The sequence below is a fragment of the Corallococcus sp. AB011P genome, from assembly GCF_003611605.1.
Taxonomy (GTDB): Bacteria; Myxococcota; Myxococcia; order Myxococcales; family Myxococcaceae; genus Corallococcus; species Corallococcus coralloides.
The window spans coordinates 384212-401172 of sequence record NZ_RAVX01000002.1 but is presented as its reverse complement, the minus strand read 5'-3'; the positions used below and the strand labels follow the sequence as shown (position 1 = coordinate 401172).

General features: G+C 71.7%; 13 protein-coding genes. 7 read left to right on the top strand and 6 right to left on the bottom strand.

The window, feature by feature from the left end:
• Position 1: 1 nt before the first annotated feature.
• From D7X30_RS06935 to D7X30_RS06915, 5 genes are read right to left on the bottom strand one after another with little or no spacing between them, the layout of a single operon-like run.
• Positions 2 to 1153, bottom strand: a complete 1152-nt coding sequence (locus D7X30_RS06935; protein ID WP_120562054.1) for a glycosyltransferase family 4 protein — start codon at positions 1151 to 1153, stop codon at positions 2 to 4.
• Complete coding sequence (locus tag D7X30_RS06930; RefSeq protein WP_120562053.1) at positions 1150 to 2385, bottom strand: glycosyltransferase family 4 protein; 1236 nt, start codon at positions 2383 to 2385, stop codon at positions 1150 to 1152. Before D7X30_RS06930 ends, D7X30_RS06935 begins: the two co-directional genes overlap by 4 nt.
• A gap of 15 nt (positions 2386 to 2400) precedes the next feature.
• On the bottom strand, positions 2401 to 3525 hold the full coding sequence (locus D7X30_RS06925) for a glycosyltransferase family 1 protein (RefSeq protein ID WP_120562052.1): 1125 nt from the start codon (positions 3523 to 3525) through the stop codon (positions 2401 to 2403).
• Positions 3526 to 3548: 23 nt separating this feature from the next.
• Positions 3549 to 4685, bottom strand: a complete 1137-nt coding sequence (locus D7X30_RS06920) for a glycosyltransferase family 1 protein (RefSeq protein WP_120562051.1) — start codon at positions 4683 to 4685, stop codon at positions 3549 to 3551.
• A complete protein-coding gene (locus D7X30_RS06915) occupies positions 4682 to 6202 on the bottom strand; it encodes an oligosaccharide flippase family protein (RefSeq protein ID WP_120562050.1) in 1521 nt (506 codons plus the stop codon). The genes D7X30_RS06920 and D7X30_RS06915 overlap by 4 nt, the downstream gene beginning before the upstream one ends.
• Before the next feature lie 224 nt (positions 6203 to 6426).
• Between D7X30_RS06915 and D7X30_RS06910 the strand changes: the two genes are divergently transcribed.
• The 6 genes from D7X30_RS06910 to D7X30_RS06885 all read left to right on the top strand — a co-directional run bounded on the left by D7X30_RS06910 (position 6427) and on the right by D7X30_RS06885 (position 13770).
• Complete coding sequence (locus tag D7X30_RS06910; RefSeq protein WP_120562049.1) at positions 6427 to 7455, top strand: ROK family protein; 1029 nt, start codon at positions 6427 to 6429, stop codon at positions 7453 to 7455.
• A gap of 137 nt (positions 7456 to 7592) precedes the next feature.
• Positions 7593 to 9080, top strand: a complete 1488-nt coding sequence (locus D7X30_RS06905; RefSeq protein WP_120562048.1) for an MraY family glycosyltransferase — start codon at positions 7593 to 7595, stop codon at positions 9078 to 9080.
• A 4-nt stretch (positions 9081 to 9084) separates the two neighbouring features.
• On the top strand, positions 9085 to 10161 hold the full coding sequence (locus tag D7X30_RS06900; RefSeq protein WP_199724195.1) for a nucleotidyltransferase family protein: 1077 nt from the start codon (positions 9085 to 9087) through the stop codon (positions 10159 to 10161).
• A gap of 39 nt (positions 10162 to 10200) precedes the next feature.
• Complete coding sequence (locus D7X30_RS06895; RefSeq protein ID WP_120562047.1) at positions 10201 to 11172, top strand: nucleotidyltransferase family protein; 972 nt, start codon at positions 10201 to 10203, stop codon at positions 11170 to 11172.
• Positions 11173 to 11277: 105 nt separating this feature from the next.
• On the top strand, positions 11278 to 12576 hold the full coding sequence (locus D7X30_RS06890) for a UDP-glucose/GDP-mannose dehydrogenase family protein (protein WP_120562046.1): 1299 nt from the start codon (positions 11278 to 11280) through the stop codon (positions 12574 to 12576).
• The gene (locus D7X30_RS06885) at positions 12577 to 13770 is read left to right on the top strand and encodes an acyltransferase (RefSeq protein ID WP_120562045.1); all 1194 of its coding nucleotides are present in this window, start codon (positions 12577 to 12579) and stop codon (positions 13768 to 13770) included. It abuts the gene before it with no gap.
• A gap of 103 nt (positions 13771 to 13873) precedes the next feature.
• Here D7X30_RS06885 and D7X30_RS06880 read toward each other — a convergent pair whose 3' ends face one another.
• A complete protein-coding gene (locus D7X30_RS06880; RefSeq protein WP_120562044.1) occupies positions 13874 to 14149 on the bottom strand; it encodes a hypothetical protein in 276 nt (91 codons plus the stop codon).
• Between the two features lie 187 nt (positions 14150 to 14336).
• On the opposite strand from D7X30_RS06880, the gene D7X30_RS06875 reads away from it, so the two are divergent.
• Positions 14337 to 16961, top strand: coding sequence for an O-antigen ligase family protein (locus tag D7X30_RS06875; RefSeq protein ID WP_120562043.1), 2625 nt, complete (start codon positions 14337 to 14339; stop codon positions 16959 to 16961).

The following is a 16961-nucleotide window of genomic DNA, read 5'->3' as shown; positions in this document are numbered from 1 at the left end:
GTCAGGCTTTGCGCTCGAGCACCTGCTCGAAGAAGTCGAGGTGTGCCTTCGCGACCACCGGCCAGGCGAAGCGCGACACGGCTCGCTCCCGGCCTCGCGCGGACAGCTCCTGGCGTTGAGCGGGGCTCTCCAGCAGCTCCTCGAGCGCGGTGACCCAGGCGCCGCCGTACGACTCCGGCAGGATGCGTCCGGCATCGCCCACGGTGTGCGGAATCTCTCCGGAGTCGCTGGCGAACACGGGCACGCCACACGCGAAGGCCTCCGCGAGCATGCGGCCGAACTGCTCCTTCCACGCGGGCGTCGTCTGGCTGGGCGCGCAGAGCACGTCCATGGCGCTGAGGGCGCGGGGCACCTCCGCGTGCTTCACACCGGTGATGATGCGCACGCGGTCCCCGTGGCGCTGCGCCCACGCGCGCAGGTCCACCTCCAGGGGGCCTCCGCCGACGAAGAGGGCTCGCCAGGGGGTGTTCAGTCTGTTGAGCGCATCCATGAGGAGCCGCAGGCCCTTCTCCGGCACGAAGCGGCCCAGGTAGCCCACCACGGGCGGCCCTTCGGACTTCCATCCCAGGGACTCCCGGAACGCTCGGCCCGCCTCAGGATCCGGGCGGAAGTGCTCCACGTCCACGCCCACGGGGATGAAGCGCGAGGGGCGCTGCTCATAACCGGGCCGGGCCAGGAGGTTGTCGTGCACCGTCTGGCCCCAGGCGATCCACCCCGCGGCCCGGCGCAGGACGAAGCGCTCGGCCTGCGCGAAGGGCGGAGGGTAGCGCTTGGCCAGGTTCTGGAACGTGCAGAAGACGAGCGGCACGTTGCGGGGCGTCATGAGCGCCACCTCCAGGCCGGAGAGCACGTAGGGCTCCTCCCACAGGTGCACCAGGTCCACGCCCCGCGACAACCGTGCGCGCAGCTCCGGCCCATAGACGAAGCCGTGCAGCGAGCGGCTGAAGAAGGCGCGCACGGCCTCCAGGTTCACGGCCTCGTCGGGGTCACGCTGGAGCACCAGCGGGCCCAGGTCTCCGTGGAAGGACTTCGGTGCCACGGCGGTGACGTCCCAGCGGCCTTTACCCACGCGGGCCATCTCGTTGGCCAGCCGCCGGTTGAGGGTGACGACGTAGGAGTGCGAGACGGTGACGAGCTTCCGGGGACGCATCATGAATGCCCTCGCGCAGGGACGAGGCTCCGGTACACGGCGAGGATGTCCCGGGCGTAGCGCTCGCGGGAGAAGCGGCGCACGGCGGTGTGGCGGGCCGCGCGGGCCAGGGTGTCTCGCAAGGCTTCGTCCTCCAGCAGCCGGCGCAGGGCCGCCGCGAGCGTGTTCGCGTCGCCGGGTTCGATGGACAGCACGTCCTCGCCATCCCGCAGCGCTTCGGCAGCGCCGCTCGACTTCGAGATGACGGCGGCCCGGCCGCAGGCGAGCGCCTCCGCGATGGTGAGGCCGAAGGGTTCGCGGCGGGTGCTCGCGTGCACGAAGACGTCCAGGGCCCGGTAGACGCGGGCGGGCTCGGGCTGGAAGGGCACGAAGCCCACGCGGCCCGTGAGGCCGTGGCGCTCCACCTGTTCACGCAGCTCCGCGTCGGTGAACTGCGAGCCTGCCGTGCGGTAGAGCGGCGCGCCCACGAGGTAGAAGCGCACGGGCAGGGCCGGGGCCTGACGCGTCAGCAGGGCCGCGGCCTCCAGGAAGACATCGTGTCCCTTCCAACGCGCGTACGTGGCCACGAGCCCCACGCGCAGCGTGCCCGGAGGCGCGGGAGGAAGTCCGGCCAGTGCATCCAGGTGCGCGCCGTCACCGGCGGCCGGAGAGAACCGCTCCACGTCCACGCCGTTGGGCACGACGTGCACGGGCACCTTCCCGAGCACCGTGCGCGCGTCATCCCCCACGGCCTGCGAGTTCGCGATGGCGGCCGAGGCCAGCGGATGCAGTCCGGAGAGCGCGCGTCGCACGAGCGGTCGCTCTCCGAGGAAGTCGTGCACGTGCCACACGCGCGGAACCGGCAGTCCGGTGGTGGCCGCGCTCAGCAGGTGGGTCTTGATGCCATTGGAGTGCAGCAGGTCCGGCGCCGCGTCACGCACCGCGCGCCGCAGGTCGAGGCCGTAGCGGGTCAGCAGCAGGGGTGTCGGGGCAAGCTCACGCGCGAAGCGAAAGAGACCCGCGCGGCCCTGTTCCCGCAGACCGCTGTCCCCGAGCGCGGACAAGCGGTCGGGCAGGGCGAGCACCCGGGTCTCCACGCCGAGCCCTCGGGCTGTCTCCACAAGCGGCCCGTCCGTGCCCGCGATGAGGTGCAGCGACAGGGAAGGGTCCTGCGTGCGCAGGCACGCGAGGAGATCCACGAGTGCGCGCTCGGCACCGCCCAGGATTCCCACGGGATTGAGGAACAGGATCCGCACGCGGACGCGACCGAATCAGACCCGCCCGGGGCGGTCAAGGCGATGCAGATACGCGTCCAGCACGGTGCGCGCATGGGCGCTCCACGTGAAGCGCGCGGCCCGTGCACGCCGTGTCTCAGTGGATGGCGCAGGCACTCGGTTCGTGAGCAGGGCGTCCACCATCTCCGACCATGAGGCCACGTCGCCCACCGGGCAGTACGTGCAGGCATCGGCGCCCACTTCGCGCAGCACCGGTATGTCGCTGGCCACCACGGGGACACCACACGCCAAGGCTTCGATGACGGGCAGGCCGAAGCCCTCCGCGTCGCTGGGCACCAGCACCGCGCGGGCTCGCCGGTACAGTCCCGCCAGCGTGGCCCGCTCCTGCCGGGGCGGTTGCAGCAGCGCGTCCTTCAAGCCGAGCCGCGCCACCTGTGCCTGTTGATCCGCGTCCAGTTCGCCGCCCTGCTGCACCAGCATGAGGTCCGGATGCCGGGCTCTCAGCGCCGCGAAGGTATCGAACAGCACGTCCAGCCGTTTGCGGCGGATGGCGCTGCCCACGTGCAGCAGGTACGGCCGGCCCTTCAGCGGGGCGAGCACCCCTTCGCTGGCGTCTCCGGGAACGGGTTCGCGCTGGTACTCCGGCGAGACTCCGTAGGGCGCCCACACCAATCGCTCGGGAGGCACCACGCCGTGAGCGAGCAGTTCGTCGCGCACCTGCTGAGTGCTGTGGAAGACGATGGCCGCGCGCTCCATGCCTTTGAGCGTGGCCCTCGCCATCAGACGGAACCACGTGGGGCGCGGTTCGCGATGGGGCTCCAGGACGGAGCGGAACGCGTCCAGGTCATGGCAGAAGACGCCGGTGCGCTCCGCGGGCAGCGCGTGGACGAGCTGCGCGTAAGTGTGGTCCACGACGTGGAATGCATCAGGGCCCATGCGCTCACGCAGCAATCGCGCGGGATAGAGGCCGAAGCGGGTGAGGAGCCGGTCCGCGTTGAAGGCGGCCTTGCGGCTTCCCACTTGGGGCAGGGCTCGCACGGCGTGGGGAATGGACGGCCGCACGCGGGTGATGTCGACCTCGGCGGGAAACGCCGCCAGTCCGTCCACGAGTGCTTCGCCCACCAGGTCCATGCTGGGCCAGCCCTCCTCGCGCGGATCCATCAGGACCTTCAACCGCAAGGGGCTCACGGGGTGTCTCCGCGGCGCAGCAGGTGCGCCACCGTGTGCTCCAGCGCGAAGTGCTCGCGGTACACGCGCGCCGCGCGCTCACCCAGGGTCCGGCGCTCCTCCTCGTGCTCCAACAGGTGCTCCGCGAGCGCCAGCAGCGCAGCGGGTGACGCCTCGTCCGCGAGCGCCACCGGCAGCAGTTCGCGCCACAGCGGTTCGCTCAGGAGCCCGGTGTTGGTGATGATGGGCAGGCCCAGCCCCAATCCGCCCATCGCGCTGCTTCGCCGGGCGCTGACGCCATCGGGATAGGGCTGCAACAGCAGCTCCGCCGCGCGCAGGTGCGCGGCCACGGCCTCCGGTGCCAGTCCGTCCCTCGCATGGAGTCTGCGGGCCAGCGCGGGATGCCTTCGTCCCAGGGCCTCGCACCAGCCCTGGCTGCCCCGGCCCAGCAGCAGCGCCTGCCGCCGCTCATCCCGCTGCAACAGCGGCACGAGCACGGCCTCCAGCGGCCCCGCGATGGCGCCGCCATACGTGCCGAAGTGCGCCACCGTGGGGCCACCGCCCAGTGCATCCCGCACCGTGCGCACGGCTTCCTCTTGCACGTCGAGCGGCAGGGGGCTGGGAATGGGACACCACCGGGCCTGGGCTCGCAGTGGTTCGGGCAGGTACTCCGCCCAGGTGGGGATGGACACGTAGGCGCGCTCCACGCCGAGCGCCAGCGTGCGCAGCATCACTCGCGTGACCCCCGCGAGCACCTGATGCTTCCACGGCGCGCCAGGGCTCCATGGGTACACCGCTTCATGGAGGAACAGCTCGCGTTCGTCGTGCCGCCTCGCGGCGAACCAGGCGCAGAACGGCACGTTCATCGCCTTCATGCCGAACGCGTGCGGCACGTACTGGAGCAGCAGCCTCCGGGGCCCTGGCGTCGCGTCCAGTTCGCGAGTCAGGCGCACCAACCCCGGCGGCGTGAAGAGGCCAGGCCCCCGGTGCACGGTCACACCCTGGTCATCCGTGACGCCCTCCGCGCCAGGGGTCCAGACATGCACCGTCTTCCCTGCGTTCAAGAGCGCGTGGGCGATGCTCCGTGAATGGTCGGAGACGCCGCCGGGGGCCGGCGGATACTCGCCCGAGATCAGGTGCCACGCACGGCTCACGGAGGTGCCCGCCTCGCACGCAGGTGCTGGACCACGGCGCGCACTTCACCCAGCAGCGACAGGCCTCGCCGCGTGGCCTCTCTCGCGAGCACCAGCGCGGTTAGCACCCCCGCCGCCACCAGCGCCTGCACCAGCAGCCCGCCCTGTCCCGTCGCGAGCCGCGAGAAGCCCAGCGCCAGCGCGAGCAGCGCGCCCACCGTGAGGAACGGCTCCATGACCTCGAACTCGAGCCGCGACAGGTGCGGGTTGCGGCGGGACACCAGCCGCGCGGTGACCCACAGCTCCGTGAGCGTGACGGCCGTGATGCCGACCCCGACGCCGACGATGCCCCACTGCATCACCGCCAGCGTGCCCAGGCCGAAGCGCAGGACGCTGGCGGCAGTGGCCACGTACATCCGCTCCTTCGCGTGGCCGCTGGCGTGCTGCTGGGAGTGCAAGAGGCCCTGCACCGCCTGCATGGACGCCTCGATGGTGAACCACTGCACCAGCGCGGACGCGAGGCTCCAGCGCTCACCGAAGACCACCGGGATGAAGGGCGGCAGCGCGATGACGCCGAACGGAATGGCCAGGCACAACAGCGCGCTCACGCGGCGGATGGACGTGCGCAGGTACTCCGCCAGCGCGACCGTGTCCTCCTGCATGCGGCTGTACGCCGGATACGCGACGCGGGTGAGGACGCTGCTCACCGCCAGCGGCACGGAGGCCAGGGCGGAGGCCCAGTTCACCAGGCCCACCGCGTCCTTGCCCTCCATGCGCCCCACCACCAGCGGAACCCAGCCCGCGAGCACCGCCGGGATGAGGCCCGTGAGCTGGAACCAGATGCCGAAGGACAAGAGCCGCTTGACGATGTCCCAGCGGAACGTGCCCCGGGGCCGCCAGCCCGCAGCCGCCCAGAACAGCACCATGCCCACCGCGCCCCGCACCAGCCCTCCGCCGATGAGCGACCACGCCCCGAAGTGCAACCAGGCCAGCAGGATGCTGCCCGCCGTCTGCGCCACGCTCTCGATGAGCTCGATGCGCGCGAGCACCGGGAAGCGCAGCTGCCGCTCCAGCATCATGACGGGGATGACGCGCAGCGAGTGGAAGAACAGGCCGATCGCCATCGTGCCCACCATGGCCGCGCCCGAAGGACCCAGCTCGTAGCTGCGCGACAGCCACGGCGCGAGCAGCACGATGACGCCCACGATGAAGACGGTGAACGCCTGGTGGCTCCAGAAGGCGGAGGTGATCTCGTCCTGCGTGGGTTCGTGCTGCTGGCGCACCAGCGAGGCGCTGAGCCCCAGGTCCCCCAGGAACGCGCCCATCGCGGAGGTGAAGGCGACGATGGCGAACACGCCATAGTCCCCGGGGAACAGCAGATGCGACAGGGTGAGCGAGCTCACCACGCGCAGCCCCAGCGAGCCGGCCGTCCGCAGGAGCAGGGCGATGATGGAGCGCTGCGCGCGGACCTTCACGTCCGACATGCCCAGGGGCGGAGCGTCAGGGGCGTCCGGCGCGGAAGGGGAACGGCTGCTCATGGGGAAGCGGGGTGCTCCACGAAAGGAACTCCGACGGAGCCTATATGCGCCCCCGCCTCCGGCGAACAGGGGCACGAGGAGGCAGGCCGTCCCCGTATCCCGGGAGGAGGGCCCGCCCGCAGCCCCGTGGGGCGGGCGGGCGGACACGGGCGTGCCCGGTACGGCGGCCGGGTCCGAGCCCGCGCTGCGCAGATTGTGCCGCGAGCGAACCACGGAGGCAGGACATGGCCGACGCGTCAGCGAGGAACGGGCACCGCGCGGGGAACGGGGCGCGCAACGACAAGGCCCGCGTCTGGGGAGGCATCGACCTGGGCGGCACGAAGATCGAGGCCGTCATCGTGGACGCGCGCGGCGGCGTGCTGGGCCGGGCCCGCCACATGACCCCCGCGACGGGCGGCCCGGGCGAGGTGGTGAAGGAGCTCTACGGCACGTTGGGCGAGGCCGCACGGACCGTGGGCATCGAGCCCGCGAAGCTCGCGGGCGTGGGCGTGGGCGTGCCGGGTTCGGTGGACGCGAACCGCGGCACGCTCTCACACACGGCCAACGTCGCGGGCGGCTGGGACGAGCCCTATCCGCTGGCGTCGGACCTGGGCGACCTCGTGGGCGGCGGCAAGGTGGTGCTGGGCAACGACGTCCAGGTGGCGGTCGCGGCCGAGTACAAGCTGGGCGCGGGCCGCGACCACCGCTCCGTGCTGGGCGTGTGGTGGGGCACGGGCGTGGGCGGAGGCCTGGTGCTCAACGGCGTGCCGTGGCGCGGGCAGGGCTCCGCCGGCGAGATTGGCCACATGGTGGTGAAGCCCAACGGCGCACGCTGCGGCTGCGGCCGGCGCGGCTGCCTGGAGGCCTACGCGGGGCGCGCGTGCATGGAGCGCAAGGCGCGCTCGGCGGCGAGGAAGGGGGAGAAGACCCTCCTCTTCGACATCATGCGCGACAAGAAGCGCACGCGCCTGTCCAGCAGCGTCTGGGAGAGCGCGCTGAAGCAGAAGGACCCGCTGGCGACGCGGCTCATCGAGCGGGCCATCGACATGCTGGGCGTGGCCCTCGCCTCCGTCGTCAACCTGCTGGACCTGGAGGCCGTCGTCATCGGAGGAGGACTCGGCTCTCGGCTGGGCCCCGTGTACATGGGCCACATCCAGGACGCCATGCGCCCGCACCTGTTCATCACGGAGCGCAAGCCCGCGATGCGCATCGCCGAGCTGGGGGACCTGTCCGGCGCCATTGGCGCGGCGTTGCTCGCGGGCCCGCAGATGTGACGCCTGGAGGACTCACCTGGCCCGACATCACCGCCCGCACCAGCAAGGAGGCAAGCGGGTCGTGACGCATCTGCGACGCCAGGACGTTGACGCGCTGCTCCGGTGGCCGTCACGATGCGGGTGGACACTCCTCTCGCATGGTCACCTTCTTCGTCGCCTTCCTCGTGTCGCTCCTCGTGGCGCTGGTGCTCACGTGGCGCGTGCGTGAGCGTGCGCTGGCGTGGGGCTGGTTGGACCAGGTGAACTCCAGCCGCAAGGTGCACGTGCGGCCCATCCCGCGGCTGGGCGGCATTGGCATCGTGGGGGGCTTCTTCGCGCCCTTGTGCGCGCTGTTCCTCGTGGACTCGGGCGTGGGGGACCAGTTCGTCTCGCAGACGTCGCTCATCGTCGGCCTCTTCGTGGGCGGCGCCATCATCGCGGGGCTGGGCTTCTACGACGACCTCAAGGGCGCGGGCGCGAAGCTGAAGTTCTCCGTGCAGTTCGCGGTGGCGCTGGGCCTGTACGCGCTGGGCTTCCGCATCGAGGTGCTGGCCAACCCCTTCGGCGCGGAGCTGACGCTGGGGCTCCTGAGCCTGCCGCTGACGGTGCTGTGGGTGGTGGGCGTCATCAACGCGCTCAACCTCATCGACGGGTTGGATGGGCTGGCGGGCGGCGTCGCGTTCTTCGGCGTGGGCACCCACTTCCTGCTCGCGCTGATGCGCGGGGACGTGCTGCTGTGCCTGCTGATGGTGGCGCTCGCGGGCGCCATCCTCGGGTTCCTGGTGTTCAACTTCAACCCGGCCTCCATCTTCATGGGGGACACGGGCAGCATGTTCCTGGGCTTCGTGCTCGCGGCGGTGTCCATCAAGACGTCGTCGAAGAGCGGCACCGCGGTGGCGCTGCTCGTGCCGGTGATGGCGCTGGGCCTGCCCATCATGGACACGCTGCTCGCCATGGTGCGCCGCTCGCTGCTGGGCAGACCCATGTTCAGCGCGGACAAGGAGCACATCCACCACCGGCTGATGAGCCGCCTGCTGTTGTCCCACCGCACCACCGTGCTGGTGCTCTACGCGCTGTGCACGCTGTTCATGCTCGCCGCGCTGGGGCTCAGCTTCGCCAACAGCCTGCAGAGCGCGCTGCTGCTCAGCGGCATCGGCGTGGTCATCATGGTGCTCATGCGCAAGCTGGGTTACCTGGACATGCGCCACATGGACGCCGTCCATCAGACGCGCCAGCGCAACCTGGAGCTGCGCTCGCTGGTGCGCTCCGTCACCGCCGCGGTGCGCGCGGCCGGTTCGTTCCAGGACGTGTGGAACGCAGTCCGTCCGCTGTCCGAGGGGCTGAGCCTGTCCGCGCTGGAGCTGCGCCTGCGCCGCCCGCACGAGGACGTGAACGCGGGCGTCGTCTTCGAGTCCCAGCACCCGGACGCCGGCGGCGCGGCCGCGCTGGAGGTGCGCCTGGACGTGAAGGAGGAGGAGTCCCTGCTCGGCGCGCTGCGCCTGGTCTGGCGCGACGGCCGGGCCGCCATCGACCAGGACGAGGCACTGGCGCTGGAGGTGGTCGCGGACGTGGTGGCGGAGCGCGTGGGGCAGCTGGTGGCGCTGGAGGCCGCGGAGCCCCAGCGCATCATCGCGCTCCGGCGGTGAGCCCATGACCTCCTCCCCGGCCCTGCTGACCCTGCTCCATGCGTGGCCGGAAGTGCCGGACGCTCCCGGGCCTTCGAACGAAGGAGACCGTGACGCGCTGGTGAAGGCCGCCGTGCGCCACGGCCTGGCGGGCTTCGTCGAGCACGCGCTCGCGAAGGCGGACTGGACGCTGAGCCCGGACGCCGCCTCGCTGCTCACCCGCGAGGCCCGGCTGAGCGCGGCGCGGGGCATGCGCGTGCGGTCGCTCCTGTCGCGGAGCCTGACGGCGCTGACGGCGCTGGGCGTGACGCCGGTGCTGCTCAAGGGCTACGGGCTGGCGCGCAGGCTCTACCCGGAGCCGCTCCAGCGCGCGACGAACGACGTGGACCTGCTGGTGCCGCGCGCCCGGGTGCTGTGCGCCGTGCACGCGCTGGAGGGGATGGGGCTCACCACCCAGGCCGGTGACGTGGACCGGGACGACGCGCACCACGTGGAGCTCACCGGTCCGGACGGGCTGGTGGAGCTGCACTACCGCGCGCTCACGGGCTACGGCCTGTCGCTGGAGGGCGACGCCATGGTGGCGCGGGCGGTGGACGCGACGCTGGACGGCCACCCCGTGCGCTACCTGTGCCCGGAGGACGAGGCCGTGTACCTGTCCCTGCACGCGAGCAACCACCTGCTGCAGCGGCTGGCCTGGCTGTTCGACCTGAAGCTGCTGGCGCGGGCGCACCCCCGGCTCGACTGGGACCGGGTGGTGACGCGCGCTCGGCGCACGGAGCTGCCCCACCTGGTCTGGTACGCGTGGGACGCCGCGCACCGGCTGCTGGACGCGCCCGTGCCCGCCTGGGTGCTCAAGGCGCTGGCCCCGCCCCGGTGGCAGCGCGCGCTGGCGACGCGGCTGTTCTCCGGCCCCCGGCTGGTGGGCGCGGAGCTGGCGCGGAACAAGCCGGCGTGGGTCGCCGCGAAGCTGGCCCTGGCGCCCCGGGCCCGGCCCATGGTGCGGTACGCGCTGCGGCGGCTGCGTGGCGCCCGGACCCCTCCCGGGACGGGCGCGGAACCAGGGGCGCCACGGCCCGTTCGCTCGCCCGCTGGAAGACGGTGATTGCGGCGGGCGGGCCCGGCCCATTAAAGGTGCCGCACCATGGCGCCCAGCCTCCTCGACACCTTCCGGGTCCTGTCCTCCTTCGAGCCCCCGCGCGGAAAGCTCCGGGGCGCGCCCTGGGAGGCGTACGTCGACTGGGCCATCGCGCAGGGACTGGCGCCGCTCGCGGCGTACAACCTGGAGTACCGGATGGGCGGCGGCGATGCGCCCGAGTGGGCCCGCGACCGGATGATGTCCATCTACACCGGCTCCGTGAACGACAACGTCATGAAGCTGGTCCACTTCAAGCGCATCGTGGATCAGCTGGAGGGCCGCAAGCTCTTGCTCCTGGGCGGCGCGGCCTTCGCGGAGGCGCTCTATCCGCACGTGGGCTTCCGGCCCGTGTTGGACATCCAGGTGCTGGTGCGCCGCATGGACGTGGACGGCTTCGCCGGCTACCTGTCCAACCACGAGTTCGTCCCGGAGGAGGACACGACGAACAGCGGCGCCGCGCGCGTCGTGTCCGACGGCCGCACCCCCATCCACCTCTACGCGGACGTGCTGGGCGCGAACCGACGTGAGCAGTTGGCCGGCATCTTCGAGCGCGCCCGACCCATGAAGGTCTACGGGCAGTCCGTCTTCCGTCCGGAGCTGGAGGACGCGCTGTTGCTCACGGCGCTGGACCAGGCCCACCACGGGTACGACGTGCCGTGGCTGTCGTTCGTGGACCTGCGCGAGCTCATCACCGGCGCCACCTGGATGGGCGGCGTGTACTCGCGCCCGATGGACGTCCCGGCGCTCTTGTCGCGCGCGGAGGCGTTCGGCCTGGAGCGCGCCCTCTACACGTCGCTGGCCATCGTGGCGCGTCTGTTCCCGGAGGCGGAGGCGCAGGCCACCGCCGCGTTCCCGCCGCTGCGCCGCGCGACCCGTGAGCTTCTGGACCGGGGCGTGGTGGGTCCGGTGAGCACCCCCGGACGTTCCTCCGCCCTGCGGGGTGTGGATCGACTGCGACGTCTCCTCACGGGGCGATGAGGCTGTCTGGTCGCTCGGCGGTCCTTCGTGCCCGGGCTTTCTTTCAGTGCTCCGGTCGGCGTATGAGTTCATGACGCCACCTGTCGAAACCAGGACACTCAAAGAATGCGCATTGCCATTATCGGATCGGGTTACGTCGGACTCGTCGCGGGCACCTGCTTCGCGGACTCGGGCAACGACGTCGCGTGCGTGGACATCGACGAGCGGAAGATCCGCATGCTCCAGGATGGACAGGTTCCCATCTATGAGCCGGGTCTGGAGGAGCTCATCCGCAAGAACGTGAAGGAGAAGCGCCTCACGTTCACCACGAACCTGACGGAGGGCGTGGCGAACGCCCAGGCCGTGTTCATTGCCGTGGGCACCCCTGAAGGTGAGAGCGGCGAGGCGGATCTCCAGTACGTGCTCGCGGCGGCGCAGGCGGTGGGCCGCGCGATGAAGCAGTACACGGTGGTGGTGGACAAGAGCACCGTGCCGGTGGGCACCGCGGACAAGGTTCGCGAAGCCATCGCCAAGGTGACGGACGTGGAGTTCGACGTTGTCTCCAACCCGGAGTTCCTGAAGGAAGGCGCCGCGCTGGACGACTTCTTCAAGCCGGACCGCGTCGTCATTGGCGCGGACACCGAGCGCGCCCGGACCCTCATGGGGGAGCTGTACGCGCCGTTCGTGCGCACGGAGAACCCCATCCTGTTCATGGACACGCGCTCCGCGGAGCTGACGAAGTACGCGGCCAACGCGATGCTCGCGACGCGCATCTCGTTCATGAATGACGTGGCCGCGCTCTGCGAGAAGGTGGGCGCGGACGTGGACTTCGTGCGCAAGGGCCTGGGCGCGGACAAGCGCATCGGCTACCCGTTCCTCTTCCCGGGCGTGGGCTACGGCGGCTCCTGCTTCCCCAAGGACGTGAAGGCGCTCGTCACGACGGCGCGTGAGTACGGCCTGGAGCTGGACCTGCTGCGCGCGGTGGAGCGCACCAACGAGCGGCAGAAGAAGCTGCTCGTGAACAAGGCCGTGAAGCACTACGGGACGCTGGAGGGCAAGAAGTTCGGCGTCTGGGGCCTGGCGTTCAAGCCGAAGACGGACGACATGCGTGAAGCGCCCTCCATCGAGGTCATCGAGGGCCTCATCGGCAAGGGCGCGTCGGTGATTGCCCATGACCCGGTGGCCTCGCACGCGGCGAAGCGCGTCTTCGGCGACCGCATCCGCTACGCGGAGCTGCCGTACGACGCGCTGGAGGGCGTGGACGGCCTGTTCGTGGTGACGGAGTGGAACGAGTTCCGCCACCCGGACTTCGCGCGCATGAAGTCGCTGATGAAGTCGCCGGTCGTCTTCGACGGCCGCAACATCTTTCAGCCCGCGCGCATGCGTGAGCAGGGCTTCACCTACTTCGGCATCGGCCGCAAGTAGATGAAGCAGCAGTCCGGGGGCTCACTGGATGCACTGACAGGGCTGCGCTTCCTGGCGGCCCTGCACGTCGTCTTGTTCCACTTCGGCACCCCGTGCCTCAAGGGCGTGGCGCCGGAGTGGATGGTGCAGGTGATGGCCTCCGGCTATGCGTCCGTGGGGGTCTTCTTCCTCCTGTCCGGCTTCGTGCTCGCGTACAACTACGTGGACACGGTCGGCGGGATGCAGACCTCGGCCCGGGCCTTCTGGAGCGCGCGGGTGGCGCGCGTCTACCCGGTGTTCCTCCTGATGTTCCTGCTGTCGGCGGTGCCCACGGCGCAGGGCTCGCTGGCGGCGAACTCCGTGCCGGTGGCGGCGGCGAAGCTGACCACGGCGGGGCTCACCGTGCTGATGCTGCTCCAGTCGTGGGTGCCGAAGCTGGCGCTGTACTGGAACCCGCCGGCCTGGTCCGTGTCGGTGGAGGCGTTCTTCTACGCGGTGTTCCCCGCGCTGGCAGGACGGCTGGAACGCTTCCGGGGCGCGCGCATGACGGCGGCCCTGGTGGGTGTGTGGCTGCTGGGGCTGCTGCCACCGGTGCTCTACCTGGTGCTGCGGCCGGATGGGCCGGGCACGCTGAACGCGGCGTCCGGCGGCATGTGGCTGACGGTGGTGAAGTTCAACCCGCTGATGCGCCTGCCGGAGTTCCTGCTGGGCGTGCTCTTGGGGCTCGTGTTCGTGCGGGAGCGCGCGGCGGCGACGGTGGCGTCCCGGCGCTCTGGCGCGGTGATGGCGCTGGCGGGCGCGGCGCTGCTGGTCGCGGGCTTCTCGCAGGGCGCGCGGATTCCGTATCCGCTGATGCACAACGCGCTGCTGGCGCCCGCTTCGGCGCTGCTGGTGTACGGGCTGGCGCGCGGCGGCGGTGTGTTGGGGCAGGTGCTGGCAAGGCCGTGGCTGGTGCACCTGGGCGGAGCCAGCTACGCGCTGTACCTGTTGCAGTACCCTGTCAGCGAGCTGGTGTACGCGTTGGAGTGGTTTGTGGACCTGTCGTCGCCCACGCGCTTCCTGGCGGTGCTGCTGGTGTTGCTGGTGCCCGCGTCAGTGGCGGTGCACCGGTGGGTGGAGACGCCGTGGCGCACGCGGGTGCGGCGCGGGCTTCAGCCGTGGGTGGATGGCGCGTCCGCGCGACCGGCTCCGGCGCGAGTGGCCCCGGGCGCTTAGTCCGCGGGAGATGCCGGGCGCCGTCCCTTCAGCGGCCGGCGTTCAGCGGGTGATGCGTGGGCGCTTCCGGGGCGCGAAGTGCGAGCCTCGCGGCAACGCGACTTCAGCGAGCGAGGCCGCAGGCCTTCTTGCCCTCTTCGGTCTCGATGGTGCGGCAGTCGCAGCCGTCGAGCTTCGCCTCACAGACGGCCTCGTCCTCGGCGACGGGCTCCACGCGGCCTTCCTCGTCGGCGGCGCGCTGCTGGCAGGCCTGCTTCTCCACCGAGTTCAGGGCGCACTCGCAGAGCTTCTCGGACAACTCGCGGCATGCGGTCTTGCACGCGGTGAGTCCGGAGAGGGAAGCGCAGAGGACGGCGGCGGTGAGCAGGAAGCGACGCATGGGGTCGGAGGAAGATGCCAGATGGTTCCCCGGATGCAAGCGGTGTCCCGGGCAGGGCGTTCATTCGCGGGCCCTGGCCCTGGAAGAAGGCCGCTCCCGGGGAGGAGGCGTCCAGGCGTCACGCCCGCTGGCCGAGGGGACAAGCTCCGGAGGCTCGCCAAGAGCGTGACATACTCCCGCGCCGCGCATGGCTCCTGGCTCCCACCGCGTCTCCCGGTACACCGTCTACGCGGAAGTGGCGCTCGCGGCGTTGGTGGTGCTGGGCCCGGTGGCGCTTGGCGGCGCGGCGCACTGGGTGTCCTGGCCGCTGGGCGTGCTGTCCGGGGCCGCGGCGGTGCTGGCCTTCGTGGGGGCCCGTAGGCAGGGAGAGACCCCGCGCGTGCCGCTCCTCGCCGCGCCGCTGGTGGGCGCCGGGGTGCTGTGCGCGTTGCAACTCGTGCCACTGCCACCCGGGCTGCTCGCATGGGTGAGTCCGGAGGCCGCGGCGCTGCGCGAGGACGTGCTCGTTCCGCTGGGCCTCACGGGCTGGCGGCCGGTGTCGCTGGAGCCTTCCGCCACCTGGCGTGAGCTGGCGAAGCACATGGCCTATCTCCTCACGTTCGTCGCGGCGGTGCAGGTGTGCCGCGCTCGCGCGTCGAGGCAGCGGCTGCTCGCGGTCCTGGCGTTCACGGGCGCGGCGGTGGCGACGGTGGGCTTGGGCCACGCGCTGTTCGGCGTGGAGACGCTGTTCGGGCTGCGGGCGTACGTGCATGCGCGGCCGCCGCTGGTGACGCCGTTCGGAAATCCCAACCACCTCGCGGGCTTCCTGGGGCTGTGCGCGACGGTGGCGGTAGGGCTCGCGCTGTCGAAGCAGCCGCGTTCGCGCGCGTGGCCCTTCGCGATGGCGGCGCTCGTCTCCGGCGCGGGCGTGCTGCTGTCTCTGTCTCGCGCGGGCATCGTGTTCTTCGTCTTTGGTCAGGTGCTGCTCGCCGCGTGGTTGATGAAGCAGCGTCGCGAGGCGCGCACTGCCGCCCGGCCCGCGTGGGGACGGGGCGCGGCGGTGCTGCTGGGACTGCTGGCGACGCTGTCCGTGGGCGCGTACCTGGCGGCGGATCAGCTGTGGGCGGAGGCGCGCACCGTGGACGGCGTGGAGTCCCTGCGCCGCGGCAAGATGGAGCCCTGGCCGATGATGGCCCGCGCGGCCCGCGCCTTCCCGGTGCTGGGCATGGGGCGCGGCGCGTTCGAGGCCGCCTTCCCGCGCTACCAGACCGAGCCCAACCCCAACACCTTCACGCACCCGGAGAACGCGGTGTTGCAGGCGGCGGCGGAGTGGGGCGTGCCGGGACTGCTGCTGCTCGGGCTGGGTGTCTGGGCCTGCTTGAAGCGCGTTCGGCGCGAGGACCACGGGCCCGTGGAGCTGGCGGCGCTGTCCGGTGTGGCCGCGCTGGCGCTGCACAACCTCTTCGACTTCAGCCTGGAGCTGCCCGCGTGCGCGGTGGCGGTCGCGGTGGTGCTGGGCGCGGTGGCCCGGCCCCGTGAAGCGGAGCGCATGGCCGCGCGCCGCACGAAGATGGGCACACTGCCCGCCGGTCCCGCGCTGGCGCTGGCGGCGGGACTCACGGTCGTGATGCTCGTCGCGCTCGTGCCGGGACAACGGAGGATGGCGGACGCGGAAGCACTGCTGGCGGAGCGCGTGGCGGCGCGGGCGCCGGGCGCGGAGGTGCGGGCGCTGGGGCTCCAGCTCATCGACGTGCACCCGGCGGACTACCTGCTGTACCGGCTGATGGCGATGGCCTCCGTGTCGAATGGCGCCGAAGGCGCGAAGGACGCGCTGAGCTTCGTCAATCACACGCTGTACCTACGGCCCCTGGATGCGCCCGCGCACCGCGTGGCCGCACGGGCACTGCTGCACCTGGGCCGGCGCGAGCAGGCCTTCCTGGAGTACCGGCTCGCGCACGAGGCCGGGGACACGCGCGTGCTGATCAGCGAGGCGATGCCCCGTGCCCGCACGGTCGAGGAGCTGAAGACCCTCACGTCCGAAGCGCCCGGGCAGGTGGTGGAGCTGGCGGAGGCGCTGCTCGCCGGGCCCTCGCGCCGAGTGCTGGGACTCGAATGGCTCACCTGGGCGCGTGAACACTTCGAGGGCCGGCCCGAAGCCATCGCGCTGTGGATGCAGGAAGCACGCGGCCGGCTGGCCCAGGGAGAACTCCTCGCGGCGGAGGCGGCCTGCGCGGAGGTGGAGCGGCGCGCCCCAGACACACTGGCCACGCACCTGCTGCGCGCGGACGTGTGGCGTGCACAGGGAAAGCGCGCGGAGGCACTTGAGTCCCTGGAGGCGCTCGTGAAGCGCTTCCCCCATGACGTGGAGCTGGCCTTCACGCTGGCCACGCGGCAGCAGGAGGTCGGGCTCACGCGCAGGTCCCGGGACACGCTGGCCGCCATGGCGCCGTACCTGACCGACCTGCGGCAGCGCGCACGCCTGCTGTCGCTGGAGGCGGACAGCTTCGAAAAGGAGGGCCTGCTGGCCCGGGCACTGGAGCAGCGCCGCTCGGTCGTGGGGCTGCTGCCCGGTCCGGAGAGCCACTTCGCGGTGGCCCGGTTGCAGGAGTTGCTGTCGCGCTACGACGCGGCGGCGCGCTCGGTGCACGAGGGCCTGCGGCTCATGCCGCTCGCCGATGCGCGGCGCGCGGAGGGTGAGGCCTGGGCGGCGCGGCTGGAGGAACGCGAGCGTGCGCTCCAAGACGCACACAAGAAGGCGCTGCTGGAGGACGCGAAGGGGCAGGAACTGGAACCGCCGGGTTCACCGGCGGTCAGCGACGCTCCCCCTCCCTGA